Raw genomic sequence first — 14,302 nt, forward strand, 5'->3', positions numbered from 1 at the left:
CGTCGACGACTCGCAGGTAACTTGCCTGCTTTTTCTGACATTCCTCCTGCCACGTCCTTCCTAAGCTCGATGTGACTCGCTCAAGACGAGCGTTTTATCAATCAGGGAAGGACGTTATGAACATTCAGTTTGGTTTCTGCCTCGCGCTATCGATTGCGCCATTTGCATTTGCCAGTCAGGCGAACGCAAACTTTGATGGCCCCGTTTTCGGTTCGGTCATCGAAAACAAAGCCGTTTATTTCGAATCCAGTGTCGAGCTTCAGCGCCGCATGAGCGCGGGCAGCCTGACCTCAGCCGAACTGGTGACAGGACTGCTCCAGCGGATTGAAGCGCTGAACAAAAGTGGACCGGCGCTTAACGCTGTCATTGAAATCAACCCCGACGCTCTACAGATAGCCGCTCGAATGGACGAGGAGCGTTCCCGCGGCGAGAAACGTGGGCCACTGCATGGCATTCCCGTATTGGTGAAAGACAATCTCGATACGGCGGACAAGATGCAGACGACGGCGGGCGCGCTCGCGATGGTCGGGCGTCCTGCGCAACATGATGCTTTTGTGGTGCAGCGGCTTCGCGATGCCGGCGCGATCATTATCGGCAAGGCCAATCTCAGCGAATGGGCTCATTTTCGGGGATTCGAGGTGCCGAGCGGCTGGAGCGGCCGAGGCGGGCAGACGCGTCACCCCTATGACCTGAGTGCTGATCCGCTTGGCTCCAGCTCAGGTTCGGCAGTGGGGCTTGCGGCCGGATTTTCGCCTCTGGCGGTGGGCACCGAGACCAACGGCTCGATCATTCAGCCGGCGGCCACGAGTGGCGTCATAGGGCTAAGGCCTACGCTTGGGCTGCTCAGCCGAGCCGGTATGATTCCAATCTCCAGTCGTCAGGACACGCCCGGCCCAATGGCGCGAACGGTCACTGATACTGCCATCATGCTAACGGTGATGAGCGGCACTGACCCTCTGGATCAAGCTACCGATCGGGTCGCCACCCACGCTGTGAACTATGTCGATCACCTCAGAACGGAAGCTTTGAGAGGCAAGCGCCTGGGCTATCCAAGCCAGACGCCTGAGGGCGTGGCAATGAACGATGACCCTGAATTCCAAAAGGTAAAGAACAGTTTGCAGTCTGCCGGGGCGACACTGGTTCCAATCGACGCCCCCTCTATCGACAGCACCCCGGAGTTTCTAGTGTTGTTACATGACTTCAAGCGTGAGCTTAACGCTTACCTTGAAACCCGCCCCGGGCTGGGGGTCAGCACGCTTGATGAGATAATTGCATTCAACACGGCGTCTCCTGGGGTGCACGCCTATGATCAGGATTTACTGATTGAGTCCTCTAACGCGTCTGTCGATCAGGAAGATTACTTGTCCATTGCAACGAATGTGCGCAATGCGCATCGACAATTGATCGATGGCCTCTTGCAGCAACACTCACTTGACGCGCTCATTGACTGGTCAGAATATTCTTTCAAATCCACAGGTGCCATCGCGGGTTATCCGGGAATCACGGTGCCTGTCGGGCTCGACGATAAAGGCCTGCCAAAAGGGTTGTATTTTCTTTCTACTGCCTGGGATGAGGCTAAATTGCTGAGCTATGCCTACGCACTTGAACAGGCGCTTGCGGCCTCTGCAACCTTGAGCCGTTCAGGCATCAGCCAAGAGGGTTGATGTCCGATTCCAGCGCAGGCAAAGGCTGGATGACAGGGTTTCCGGGTTTGAAAAACGGATTGTGATGTTTTGATACAACCTGTTTATGTTGTTACAACACGCGTTTTATCGCTCCACGCCGCCCTGCCAAGGGCGGTGTATCAGGGTTTCAATCCCTTTCTCTGAATCTCGATCGTGCCCTGTTCCGGCGTATGCGACAGGCGTTTGTTACCTCTCTTTGCCACCCACTGTGCCTGCTTCTGGAAAGGATTACGCTCTTGCGCTTTCATCGGGAGGGTCATCGCCGCATCGACACTCCCGCCCTCCATGTCGCTATAAGGAAATAGCCATGTTGAAAGCAGCACCCATGGGCAAACTTGCTCGATCCACTGAGCAGAAACTTCTCGAGCCGGACAGGTTTGTGCCTAGCACCGTTGCGGTACGCGAACACCGGAGCCGAGAGCGTGCTGACCGGATCATCGATCAGTTCGTCGAGCGCTTTACCGAAAAGAATTTTTTCCCTGACGACGGTGAAGAGGCGTTGTTTGCCTTGCTGGTTCAGTTGCCGGAATGGCCGGCAGACCTGTCGATCAGGATCCAGAACGAAAACGATGAACCCCTCGCGGTTTTTCTGAAAGGCCGCGATGAAAGCCTCGTTCAGGACAGCATTGTCCTCATGCAGAGCGGCGACACGTATGTGGTTCCGGACGATGTCCAGGTCACCGATGACGAGCCGTTGCTGCACTGGGTGTTCAGTCAGTTGCCGGCAGGTTCCGGTGTCGGGATGGGCGGCAACTTTCCTGGCAGTCACAGCGTTGCCGGGCGAATCGTTACTCTGCGCGAGCAAATAGCAGGATTGGCAAAAGACCAGAGACCCCTGTTATTCGATGCGCTTGTGGTGACAGACGAAGGCACTTCAAAAAGCCGGCTGGATACCCGCACACACAATCCCTTCCTGCCATTGTGGGTTCGTCGGCAGACTCCGCTGTCTCCTGCCTTGAGCGCGCTGTGTGCCTTATGCCCCGAGGTTCCGGTCGGACGCTTTGAAGAGCTGCTGGAGCAAGTGCCGCTGACGGAACAGGAAGAAGCTGATTTCCTTGAAAATCTCGTTCTGCCAGACGCGTTGGGCGAAGCGATGAACATTTCGCTGGATGAGTGGAGCAGCAGTCTGGCGATTGATGGCCTGTCGCGAACGCGGAGTTTCAATCAGTACACAGACGAGCTGGCGCGCAACCTTGCCAGGGAGTTACTGGCTGAAACATTGAAACGCGATCTGCTGATCATCGATCACGGCGTCAGTCAGTACGTCCCTGCCGACCCGGACGATACCCGCATCGTTTTGCTGCATGACGGCTACGGCAATTACAGTGCACGGGATAACGGTAACGGCGAGATAACGTCATTCAAGCCAGGCACCGACAGCTTTTATCTGGCGATCAGTTCGCAAGTGAAGGCCGATGAGCGGCCGTCGCTGGGCATGCAGTTCGAGCAGGATGTGAAAGGTTTTCGCGAGGTTCTGACCCGGCAGGCGATCCAGGAAAATCGCGGCTGGTTTGATCCCCACAACCCGACCGAAATTGAAACCGGGTTTTTACCTGAGTGGTTCGCGAGCGCGACCGAACTGGAAAAACAAAGCTGGAAAATGGCGGTGCAGGACTACAGCCAGGCATTGCTCGAAGCTCAGGCGCCTGACCTGCTGGATCCTTCCGGTTACGGACAGCCTGACCAGTTGCGGAAATATGCCCGGGAGAAGTTGCAAGAGCGCATCACGCTTGACCACGGAGTGGTCTTGAACCCTGACGATATCACTGTGCGCACGGTAAGCATCGAGATTGATCCGGGTACCATCATAGATACGGATTACGTGTATGTCGGCCCTTCAGAGGTGGAGCCGCATTACGAAATCCAGGACCGCAGCCTGACTGATCTGTCGTTGGAAAACATTGCGGTTACCAACATCAACTTTCTGCTGACCAGTCGTGCATACGACGATCAGGGGCAACTGATCAGCGCGCTGAGCGCCGGTTATCTGTTCCGGCTGATTCGTGATCTGAACATCGGTGAAGACTACGCCAGATTCCTCATGACCACTCTCTCGACCTCGGCGGCCGGCCAGTGGCACCGTGAGCGTTTCGCGAGCGTCATGCGCGCGCAAATGCGTCTGGACGCAATTGAAGCAAGAATGGCAGGAGATTTTCTGGACGATGGCGGGCTACCTCCCGAGCTGGCGAACAGAGGTTACAAATGGCTTGCCGCTGTGCTGGATCATCCGGTCGATGGTGATGATCGTGCGCTTGTGGAAGGTCACAGCATCCAGGTCAGTCAGTTGGTCATCAATGATGTACCGCTGAGTGGAATACTTGTGATTGGTGCGGAGTCCCGTTCCAGTGTTGCCAATCTGGTGATTTTTACGCCGCAGACTCCTGACGGTCGATGCTTTCGGGAAATGAGCGATCCGCAAGCATTTCAGCAACAGGTATTGCTTGAACCCGAGCTGCTGGACTATCTGGTGAGCAGGGCACCTTTGGCATCCCAGGTCAATATCAGGTATCTGCTGACGGCGGGTCGTGACACGCTGTCCATGGAGCTGCGCCCCTGCACCGGGAGTTTTCTTGAGGCGGTTTATGAGTCTGAAGTCGCACGGGTGATTTCTGCTGTCGATGAGCAGACCAATACCAACTGGGAGACCTATTGGGAAAGTGCCTGGGAAATCACCAAAATCGTCGGCGACATCGTGCTTGCTTTCGCGCCTTTCAAAGTGCGGCTGCCCATTGCCGCATTGCGCAGTTTCTACGCCATCTGGCAGGGCGTTGCGAAGGCTGCCAGTCAAGAAGGCAGTGCCCCGTTGTATTTTGTCCAGGCAGCGCTGCTGCTGGCCGATGGTTTAACGCTGCCCAGGGGGCGAAGGGTCAGAACCTCGTCGGCAACCTCTATCGGCCGTTCTGTCCTTGACCCGAAAACAGCGTTGGCAAAAAACCCCGGTGGCGTGAAATTGCGCGACGACGGTGTGTACAGAGGTATTTACGAAAAGGCTCAGGACGCTGCGCCAAGCCGCTTTTATGCGGTGCAGCAAGGTAAAACCTATGCCGTCAGGTACGATGACGATTCCGCCGTGTGGAGGGTAATCGATCCCCGACGGCCAGATGCGTATTATCAATTGCCTATCCAGCTTGATAACCAGGGTGTCTGGGTGCATGCCTCGGTAGGGCTGCGCGGCGGCAAGAAGCATTCAAAAGCCAGGCCATCCACTGGTTCTGGCAGTGACAGCGGGTCGCCGGACAACAAGGATCGGGTAAAACGGTACAAAGTTGATCTGGAAGGGTTCTTTGAAAGCCGCGCCTTCAAGAACGCCCAGAAAAACATTGAGGATGATCTGGTCGTCGCCGTCAACAAGGCGGCTGAACGGTTCGTGCTGGACGGCAATGGCAGCCTGCATAGCTATGGTAAAACGGGGTTTTCACTGGATCTTCCAGGTGTTGGCAAAAGCACGGGAAGAGGCGCCTGGCGTTTGATACTCAAGCCGAGCGAAAAAGGCGTGATCAAGGCTGTGGATGTCAAGGACCCCCATAAATAGGGCCGTCCGACGTAATCTGGTGCAGCCTGATGCGCTGAATGGGTATTGCAAATCGGTACGATAGACAAAAGGCACGGCTCTCGCCGTGCCTTTTGCGTCGAGCTCTGAGAAAATGCCGACACTTTTATTGCGGATGCCGACATGACTGCCCTGAAGAACGACCGTTTCCTTCGCGCTTTGCTCAAGCAACCCGTAGACGTCACGCCGGTATGGATGATGCGTCAGGCAGGTCGCTACCTGCCGGAATACCGCGCCAGCCGCGCCAGTGCCGGGGACTTCATGAGCCTGTGCAAGAACCCGCAGTTCGCCTGTGAAGTCACCTTGCAGCCGCTGGATCGCTACCCGCTGGACGCGGCGATTCTGTTCTCCGACATCCTGACCATTCCCGATGCAATGGGGCTGGGCCTGTATTTCGAGACCGGCGAAGGCCCGCGCTTCAAGAAAACCGTGAGCACGCTGGCTGACATCGAAGCACTGCCAATCCCGGATGCGCAAAAGGATCTGGGGTACGTTATGGACGCGGTCAGCACCATCCGCCGCGAACTCAACGGGCGCGTGCCGCTGATCGGTTTTGCCGGCAGCCCCTGGACCCTGGCGACCTACATGGTCGAAGGCGGCTCGTCGAAGGACTTCCGCAAATCCAAGGCCATGCTCTACGACAACCCGCACGCCATGCACATGCTGCTCGATAAGCTGGCACAGTCAGTGACCTCTTACCTCAATGGTCAGATTCTGGCCGGTGCCCAGGCCGTGCAGATCTTCGACAGCTGGGGCGGCAGCCTGTCTTCGGCGGCGTATCAGGAGTTCTCGCTGGCTTACATGCGCAAGATCGTCAATGGCCTGATTCGTGAGCACGACGGGCGTAAAGTGCCAGTCATCGTGTTTACCAAAGGCGGCGGGCTGTGGCTGGAAAGCATCGCCGACATCGGTGCCGACACCCTGGGTCTGGACTGGACCTGCGACATCGGCGAAGCGCGTCAGCGTGTCGGCAGCAAGGTTTCCCTGCAAGGCAACATGGACCCGACCGTGCTCTATGCGCGTCCGCAAGCCATCCGCCAGGAAGTCGCACGCATTCTTGCCAGCTACGGCAGCGGTACCGGACACGTCTTCAATCTCGGCCACGGCATCACGCCTGAAGTCGATCCGGCCAATGCCGGCGCGTTCATCGACGCCGTGCACGAGCTGTCGGCGCAGTACCACGTGTAGTTGCCGAGCCAACGATGCGTCGATACCTCAGATGCATCGGTTGATATCAGCGCCGACGACTATGTCGGCGCTTTTGTATCCGCAAATCCCTCCACCAGCGAGCCGCTGCGGGGCAGGAATCTGCCCTGACGCTGACCTTGCGGTTTGCCCTCGGCATAGCTCAATCGACCATTCACCCAGACACCATCAATGCCTTGCGCCGCTCGCTGAGGGTCTTTGAAGTCTGCGACGTCGCGCACGGTTTGCGGATTGAACAACACCAGATCCGCCCAATAACCTTCGCGGATCAGGCCGCGCTCGTGCAAGGCAAAGCGTGCAGCCGAAAGCCCGGTCATTTTGTGCACGGCGGTGTGCAACGCAAAAAGCCCTTTGTCCCGGCTGAAATGGCCGAGCACTCTCGGGAACGCTCCCCATAAACGAGGATGTGGAAAGGGGTCTTCCGGAAGACCATCGGAGCCGATCATCGACAGGGGGTGAGCCATGATGCGCTCGACGTCGCCCTCATCCATGCCGTAGTACACCGCGCCCGCAGGCTGCAATGTGCGTGCGGCGTCCAGCAACGAAAGCCCCCAGTCGGCGGCAATCGCCTGCAAATCCCTGCCGCCCTGATCCGGGTGCGGGGTAGACCAAGTGATGGTAATGCGGAACGCGTCAGTGACCTGCTTGAGGTCCAGCGTCGAAGAGCTGGCCGCATAGGGATAACAATCGCAGCCCACCGGGTGGTCCAGCGCGGCTTTTTCCAGCGCTGCGAGCAGTTGCGGACTACGACCCCAATTACCCGCGCCGGCGCACTTCATGTGCGAGATAACGACCGGCGCGCGCGCATGGCGGCCTATATCGAAAGCTTCCGCCATGGCCTCCAGCACCGGTTCGAATTCACTGCGCAGGTGGGTGGTGTAGATCGCGCCAAAAGCGCTGAGCTCCTCAGCCAGTTGCTTGACTTCATCGGTTTCGGCCGAGAACGCGGAAGCGTAGGCAAGGCCGGTCGATAGCCCCAGCGCGCCGGCCTCCAGGCTGTCGCGCAGTTGCTCGCGCATCGCGGCGATTTCTTCCGGGCTGGCGCTGCGCAACAAGTTATCCATGTGGTTACTGCGCAAAGCCGTATGGCCAATCAGAGCGGCCACATTCACGGCTGGCCGAGCGCTGTCCACGGCTGCGCGATAGTCGGCAAAACGCGGATAGACAAACGCCGCCGCGTCACCCAGCAGGTTCATCGGATCAGGCGGATTGCCTTGCAGCGAGACCGGCGACGCACTGATCCCGCAGTTGCCGACAATCACCGTTGTCACGCCCTGGCTGATTTTCGGCAGCATGTCGGGTTTGCGGATGACTACCGTGTCGTCATGGGTATGGACGTCGATAAAACCGGGAGCCAGTACGCGACCGGCCGCCTTGACCTCTTCTCGTGCTCTGGCCCCGGCCAGGTTGCCGATCCGCTGGATGCGTCCTTCGCCAATCGCAACATTGGTACGCACCCCAGGCGTATTACTGCCGTCGATGACCAGCGCGTCGCGAATGATCAGGTCATAAAGCATGGTTCAGTCTCCCAGCGGCAGACCATCTTCGCCGCCACGGTATTCATCCAGCGCGAGCTTGATCCGGCGCAGCCGCTCCTGATTGTCTTCAGGGCTCAGCAACGCCAGTTCAGTGGCCAGCACATCGATGGTCAGCAGCATGCCGTAGCGCGCTGCAGTAGGTTTATAGATGAAATTGGTTTCAGCAATTTGCAGTGGTAATACCACCTCGGCCAAGTGCGCCAGCGGTGAGTCAGGCAGGGTGATGGCCAGCACTCGGGCGCCATAACTGCGCGCCAGAGTCACTGCATCGAGCAGTTCCGGTGTGCGTCCGCTGAGGGAGCAGACAATCAGGCTGTGCAGCGGGCCAAGCGTGGCAGCAACCATACGCATCATCACCGGGTCGCGGCAGGCGGCCACCGGGTAGCCCAGGCGCACCAGGCGGGTTTGCAGTTCCTCGCTGCACAGGCTTGAGCAGCCGCCCATGCCGAATGCGTGAATCATGCGTGCATCGGCGACACACGCTACAGCGGCGGCAAAGCGTGATGTGTCAAAACCGGCCAGGTGCTGGCGCAGCGTGGCTTCGATGTCATCGACGATGCGGGTGAAAAAGGCCGACTGCTCCGGAGCGGGTTGCGGATGCAGAAAACGGCTGCCAACGCCGCTGGCCTGAGCCAATTGCAGCCGCAGATCGCGCAGATCCCGACAGCCGATGCTGCGCGCGAACCGCGACAGGGTCGCGCTGCTGACCTCGGCGCGGCTGGCCAGCTCATCCAGGCTGGCACTGGCGGCAAAGGCGATATCGCTGAGCAGCAGTTTGGCGATTCGGCCTTCGCCCGCGCTGAGCGAATCCTGGCGGGCACGTATCTGGTACAGAATGTCCACTCAGAGCACCTGCGCCAGGCCCAGGGTCAGGGCGAAAGCGACGATGGAAATCAGTGTTTCCAGCACTGTCCAGGTCTTGAACGTTTGCGCTACGGTCATGTTGAAATATTCCTTGATAAGCCAGAAACCACCGTCGTTGACGTGGGAAAAAATCACCGAGCCTGCGCCCGTCGCCAGTACCAGCAATTCTGGATGCGGGTAGCCAAGGCCCATCGCCACAGGTGCAACGATGCCTGATGCGGTGGTCATCGCTACCGTCGCCGAGCCCGTCGCAACGCGCATCAGCGCAGCGAACAGCCAGCCCATCAGCAGGGGCGACAGGTGAAAGTCCTGCGCCAGACCAACGATCTGATTGGTAACGCCGCTGTCGACCAGAATTCGGTTCAATCCGCCACCGGCACCGACCAGCAACGTGATACTGGCGGTCGGTGCCAGGCACTCATTGGTGAATTTCAGGATGGCGTCGCGATTGAAGCCCTGAGCGATGCCCAGCGTCCAGAAACTCAGCAGGGTGGCCAGCAGCAGGGCGATCACCGAATTACCGATGAATAACAGAAAGCTATTGAATGCACTGCCCGGTGTGCTGATCAGGTTGGCCCAGCCACCCAGCAGCATCAGCACTACCGGCAACAGAATCGTCGTCATGGTCAAGCCGAAGCTGGGCAGCTTCTGGCGTGGTTCGCGGTCGAGAAACTGCCTTGCCAGCGGGTTTTCAGCTGGCAAATGGATGCGCGGCACGATAAACCTGGCATACACAGGCCCGGCAATGATTGCCGTGGGGATACCGATCAAAATGGCGTAAAACAGGGTCTGCCCCACCGACGCCTGATAGGCCTGAACTGCCAGCATCGCCGCTGGGTGTGGCGGCACCAGCGCGTGCACCACCGACAGACCGGCGACCATCGGCAGGCCGACCATCAGAATCGACACCCCGACACGTCTGGCCACGGTAAAGGCAATCGGTACCAGCAGCACGAAGCCCACTTCGAAGAAAAGCGGCAAACCCACCAGAAACGCAATACAGACCATGGCCCAGTGCGCGTTACGTTCGCCAAAACGGTCGATCAAGGTACGCGCCACCTGCTCGGCACCACCGGACTCGGCCATCATCTTGCCAAGCATGGTGCCCAGCGCCACGACCAGCGCGATATGCCCCAGCGTTTTGCCCACCCCCGCTTCATAAGAGGCAACCACGCCACTGGCCGGCATTCCCGCGACCAGGGCCAGACCGACCGACACGAGGGTAATGACAATAAACGGATTGAGACGATACCGCGCGATCAGCACGATCAAGGCGATGATGGCGACGGCGGCGTAGATCAACAGCGAAATACCGGGTGACGGCGACATAGCGACGGTTCCTTGCAGAGTGGACAGGCGAGGGCGCAACACCAACGGCTGAAGCCGTCAGCTTGAAGGCGCCTCGGGGGTACTCGGCAGGAATGACGCAATAAGGTGGAGCAGAGGCGTTTCAGGGCGATCACAGGCATTCATTGTTTTTATCTCTGTTTTCGTGATGAAAATAAATTACACGAAAACGAAATATAAACAAATATATGAAAATAAATTTCTCTTCCTGGCTTCTTTTCAGTGTGCGCAGGTAGACGCACATCCTGAGTCGCCTCTGCATCAACGCTGACAGGCTGATGTTATGCGACAGGCCTGGCGCAGCGCTTTGGGAGAGAACATGTTCGAAAGCTTCACAAGCCGCAGACGACGATCCGGGTTAACTTGAAGAGACCTGATGGGCACGTAGGCGAGTTTTCTGTCATGCAATCGATGCCACGTTTTATGACCCTTGTGTTTGCGTTGCTGGTTTATTCAAGCCAGGCCTGTGCCGATGACGCAGTGCGCGAAGAGCAACTCCTTTTGCCCATTCACATCGACGCCCACCGTGAAAAAGTCGAAGCATTGATTGTCCGTCCTGCGCGCGCCGGAAAGTTCCCTGTTGCATTGATCATTAATGGCTCTGCCGCACAGCCCTCGTCTGCACATGCCGATTGGCTTGCTCACATGGCTCATGAATTTGCGCACCGGGGCTGGCTTGCCGCATCGATTGTGTGGCCCGGTTATGGCCGCTCGACCGGACGCTTCATGGATGAAGCCGGCAACTGCACCAGCCCCGATTTGGCCCGATTTCTGGATACACATGGAAAAGAGCTTGGAGCCGCGCTGGCAACTCTCCGCAAGCGTCCGGATGTCGATCCATCCTTGGCACTGGGTGTAGGGATTTCGATCGGCGGAGCTTCCATGCTGGACCTGGCCGCTCGACCTGATCATCCATTGGCAGCGGTGATCAACATTTCCGGCGGTGTTTATCACTACTCCAAGGTGGGTTCTCCTGAAGCCAATTGCTCACTGTATCAAGCGGATCTGGTACGAAACTTCACCACCTTCGGCACAAACAACCCGACGCCGACGCTCTGGATCTATGCTGAAAATGATCCGTATTTCAGCCCCGACTTGGTTACACAGATGGTTGCTGGCTATCGCTCGCAGGGTGGTAACGCAAATTATGTGGCGCTGCCACCGTTTGGTCAGGACGGTCATACACTTTATAAAAATGTGGCCAATAAACTTCTGAAACCCCACATCGAGGACTTTCTAAAGGCCAATCATCTTCCTGGCATGGACGACGAAGCGTTAATGCCGCTGCTTTCAAAACTGTCCCCCGACGACCGTGCGGAAGCTGAAGCGTATCTGCAGAGCGTTACCGAGAAGGCCATGGCAAAGTCCGGAGAAGCAGATGGGATCTTCTGGTTTTACGGCGCGCGTTCAATCAAGACAGCCCGACAAAAAGCGCTTGGCAACTGCCGCGTTGCAACGGGTAAAGCCTGTCGAATTGTTGCTCAAAACATGCAGTTGGTTGATGGCTGGCAAGCAACGGTAGCCTCCACCAAAAAATAACGGATGCATTACCACAAACGGTGAAAGAATCTCCGCAGAGGCCGGTTTTTACGATCAATAGCTCATGCGGGCTTCTTTACCAAGACAGGCGGATGCGTCAGTGCGCCCCGGTTCACGCAACCGCCATCGCCCGATGTGTGACTAAACCTTCGCCCCCAGCGGCTGCAGCCTTGCCAGCCGCAACGCTACCCCAAGCGCGATCAGCAGCAATACGCCGATAAACAGCCCGATACCGTTCCAGCCCGCGTAGTGCCAGAACACGCCGCCGCCGGTTCCGGCCACGCTCGACCCTGCGTAGTAACAGAACAGGTACAAGGACGCGGCCTGGCCTCTGGCGGTGGTGGCCCTGCGTCCGACCCAACTGCTGGCCACTGAATGCGCGCCGAAGAAGCCGAAGGTGAAGATCAGTACGCCGACGATCACCAGCGGCAGTGGGGTGAACAGGGTCAGCAGCAGGCCGGCCAGCATCATCACGATCACCGCCCACAGCACCTGTCTGCGGCCGAGTCGGTCAGCCAGTGAGCCGATCTTCGCCGAGCTGTAGATGCCCGACAGATACACCACGGAAAACACACCAACCACCGCCTGGCTCAGGTTGTAGGGGGCGCTCAGAAAGCGGTAGGCAATGTAGTTGAACAGGGTGACGAACGCGCCCATCAGCAGAAAGCCGGTCAGAAACAGCAGCGGCAGCCCGGCATCACGAAACTGTACGACAAAGCCGTCCAGCAGGCTGCGAGGGTGCAGTGAGCGCGGACGGAAGTTGCGTGAGTCCGGGAGTATCTTCCAGAACACCACGGCTGCGATCAGGGCCAGCCCGCCGACCACCAGCATCGCCACATGCCAACTGACATAATCGATCATCACCCCGACGATCAGCCGGCCGCTCATCCCGCCCACCGCGCTGCCGCCGATATACAGCCCCATTGCCAGGCCCAGATGCGTGGGGTGTATTTCTTCGCTCAGGTAAGTCATCGCCACTGCCGCCAGGCCGCTCAGCGACAGACCGACCATTGCCCGGGTGATGAGCACGCCCTCCCAGCTGGGCATCAAGGCGCTGGCGATGGTGAACAGCGACGCGCAGAACAGCGCCATGACCATCACTGACTTGCGCCCCAGCCGGTCGGATATCGGCCCGGTGATCAGCAGGCCGATGGCGAGCATCGCGGTGGCAACGGACAGGATCAGGCTGCTTTGTGCCGCAGACAGGGAGAACTCGCCCGACAGTGTCGGCATCATCGGCTGTACGCAATACAGCAAGGTGAACGTCGAGAACCCGCCAGCGAACAGCGCCAGGGCGGTACGTTTGAAAAGCGGTGTGTTCTTTTCGATGTAGGTGTCGCCAGACGGTCCGGCGGACGTATTCAGGTTTGAGGCGGGCGGGGCGACGGCAGGATTCACGAGAACCTCGGAGCACGGTTGGGCAGGCGGTGAAAAAATCATATAGCTCGCTAATCATTCCATCCAATATATTGTTCGACCTGTTTAATAGGTAAAACGACTTAATGGAGGCTGCATGGAATTGCGTCATCTGCGTTACTTCATAGCGGTTGCCGAAGAGTTGCATTTCGGCCGTGCAGCCCTGGCACTGGGGATTTCCCAGCCGCCGCTCAGCCAGCAGATTCAGGCACTGGAACAGGAACTGGGCACACGCCTGTTCGAGCGCACCAACCGGCGTGTCGAGCTGAGTGAATCAGGGCGGCTGTTTCTCGATGAGGCGCGCCTGGTGCTGGCGCAGGTCGACAAGGCCACTGACGTTGCCCGGCGAGCGCAACTGGGTGAGATCGGCGAACTGAAGATCGGCTTTACCTCGTCTGCGCCATTCACTTCCAGCATTCCGCAGGCCATTTTTGCCTTCCGCCAAGCCTACCCGGATGTGCACCTGACACTCACCGAAATCACCAGTCAGGAAGTGGCCGCAGGTCTTGAGGACAAGACCATTCAGGTCGGCATCATGCGCCCTCTGACGTTACCCGATTCGCTGGTGGTGTTTGAATTGCTGAGCGAGCCGCTGGTTGCGATCATGCGCGCCGACCATCCGCTGGCGGCCGAAAGCGAGGACGGGATCTATATGTCGGCGCTGGCCGCCGAGCCGTTTGTATTTTTCCCGCGCACCTATGGCAGCGGTATCTACGCGCAAGTCCTGAGCCTGGCGCGTGCCGCAGGCTTCAGCCCGTTGATCACTCAGGAGGCGGGTGAGGTCATGACCATCATCGGTCTGGTCGCAGCGGGGCTGGGCGTCACCGTACTGCCGGCATCCTATCGTCGCATGCGCATCGACGGCGTGGTCTATCGCAACGTCCTCGATCCCGGCGCGACCAGTGCCGTGTGGCTGGTGCAGCGCAAGGACGAACAGTCACCCATGGCCAAGGCGTTCACCGAACTGTTAACGCGCAATGTCGGGTGATTTGATAAGCGGAGCCGGTAGACCTATCGTTTCTCACGCTCCAGCGTGGGAATGCCTGTCGTGACGCTCTGCGTCACAAATCTGCGCCGCGCCGTAGAATCAATACCGGACGCAGAGCGTCCAGAACGGCATGCGACGCGCAGCGACGCACGATAGTTGAGACGTGCGT

9 protein-coding genes are annotated in these 14,302 nt (G+C 58.3%); 5 read left to right on the forward strand and 4 right to left on the reverse strand.

Features of this window, described 5'->3' with window-relative positions; all coding sequences use genetic code 11:
* Positions 1 to 116: 116 nt before the first annotated feature.
* The 3 genes from MME58_RS01690 to hemE all read left to right on the forward strand — a co-directional run bounded on the left by MME58_RS01690 (position 117) and on the right by hemE (position 6,423).
* Positions 117 to 1,664 carry an amidase family protein gene (locus tag MME58_RS01690; RefSeq protein WP_054987989.1) on the forward strand — a complete coding sequence of 516 codons (1,548 nt, stop codon included), beginning with the start codon at positions 117 to 119 and terminating at the stop codon, positions 1,662 to 1,664.
* Positions 1,665 to 1,992: 328 nt separating this feature from the next.
* Positions 1,993 to 5,217, forward strand: coding sequence for a dermonecrotic toxin domain-containing protein (locus tag MME58_RS01695; RefSeq protein WP_055004893.1), 3,225 nt, complete (start codon positions 1,993 to 1,995; stop codon positions 5,215 to 5,217).
* A 141-nt stretch (positions 5,218 to 5,358) separates the two neighbouring features.
* Complete coding sequence (gene hemE, locus MME58_RS01700; protein ID WP_054987991.1) at positions 5,359 to 6,423, forward strand: uroporphyrinogen decarboxylase; 1,065 nt, start codon at positions 5,359 to 5,361, stop codon at positions 6,421 to 6,423.
* Between the two features lie 59 nt (positions 6,424 to 6,482).
* On the opposite strand, the gene MME58_RS01705 is transcribed toward hemE, so the two are convergent.
* The 3 genes from MME58_RS01705 to MME58_RS01715 are packed head-to-tail and all read right to left on the reverse strand — an operon-like array spanning position 6,483 to position 10,172.
* On the reverse strand, positions 6,483 to 7,958 hold the full coding sequence (locus tag MME58_RS01705) for an N-acyl-D-amino-acid deacylase family protein (protein WP_054987992.1): 1,476 nt from the start codon (positions 7,956 to 7,958) through the stop codon (positions 6,483 to 6,485).
* Between the two features lie 3 nt (positions 7,959 to 7,961).
* A complete protein-coding gene (locus tag MME58_RS01710; protein ID WP_055004892.1) occupies positions 7,962 to 8,822 on the reverse strand; it encodes a MurR/RpiR family transcriptional regulator in 861 nt (286 codons plus the stop codon).
* Positions 8,823 to 10,172 (reverse strand): GntP family permease, encoded by a 1,350-nt coding sequence (locus MME58_RS01715; RefSeq protein WP_054987994.1) that lies wholly within the window; start codon positions 10,170 to 10,172, stop codon positions 8,823 to 8,825. It abuts the gene before it with no gap.
* A 420-nt stretch (positions 10,173 to 10,592) separates the two neighbouring features.
* Here MME58_RS01715 and MME58_RS01720 point away from each other — a divergent pair, with 420 nt between their 5' ends.
* On the forward strand, positions 10,593 to 11,729 hold the full coding sequence (locus MME58_RS01720) for a hypothetical protein (protein ID WP_054987995.1): 1,137 nt from the start codon (positions 10,593 to 10,595) through the stop codon (positions 11,727 to 11,729).
* Between the two features lie 141 nt (positions 11,730 to 11,870).
* Here MME58_RS01720 and MME58_RS01725 read toward each other — a convergent pair whose 3' ends face one another.
* Positions 11,871 to 13,127: an MFS transporter gene (locus MME58_RS01725; protein WP_055004908.1), complete on the reverse strand. Its 1,257-nt coding sequence runs from the start codon at positions 13,125 to 13,127 to the stop codon at positions 11,871 to 11,873.
* Between the two features lie 115 nt (positions 13,128 to 13,242).
* On the opposite strand from MME58_RS01725, the gene MME58_RS01730 reads away from it, so the two are divergent.
* A complete protein-coding gene (locus MME58_RS01730; RefSeq protein ID WP_054987996.1) occupies positions 13,243 to 14,133 on the forward strand; it encodes a LysR family transcriptional regulator in 891 nt (296 codons plus the stop codon).
* The last annotated feature ends 169 nt before the right edge of the window (positions 14,134 to 14,302 follow it).

It is taken from the genome of Pseudomonas syringae pv. tagetis, from assembly GCF_022557255.1.
Lineage (GTDB): Bacteria > Pseudomonadota > Gammaproteobacteria > Pseudomonadales > Pseudomonadaceae > Aquipseudomonas > Aquipseudomonas caricapapayae.

What these genes read in the sequence shown, in the direction of transcription:
- MME58_RS01690 (WP_054987989.1), top strand. Translation starts at nt 117, where the DNA reads ATGAACATTCAGTTTGGTTTCTGCCTCGCGCTATCGATTGCGCCATTT.
- MME58_RS01695 (WP_055004893.1), top strand. Translation starts at nt 1,993, where the DNA reads ATGTTGAAAGCAGCACCCATGGGCAAACTTGCTCGATCCACTGAGCAG.
- hemE (WP_054987991.1), top strand. Translation starts at nt 5,359, where the DNA reads ATGACTGCCCTGAAGAACGACCGTTTCCTTCGCGCTTTGCTCAAGCAA.
- MME58_RS01705 (WP_054987992.1), bottom strand. Translation starts at nt 7,958, where the DNA reads ATGCTTTATGACCTGATCATTCGCGACGCGCTGGTCATCGACGGCAGT.
- MME58_RS01715 (WP_054987994.1), bottom strand. Translation starts at nt 10,172, where the DNA reads ATGTCGCCGTCACCCGGTATTTCGCTGTTGATCTACGCCGCCGTCGCC.
- MME58_RS01720 (WP_054987995.1), top strand. Translation starts at nt 10,593, where the DNA reads ATGCAATCGATGCCACGTTTTATGACCCTTGTGTTTGCGTTGCTGGTT.
- MME58_RS01730 (WP_054987996.1), top strand. Translation starts at nt 13,243, where the DNA reads ATGGAATTGCGTCATCTGCGTTACTTCATAGCGGTTGCCGAAGAGTTG.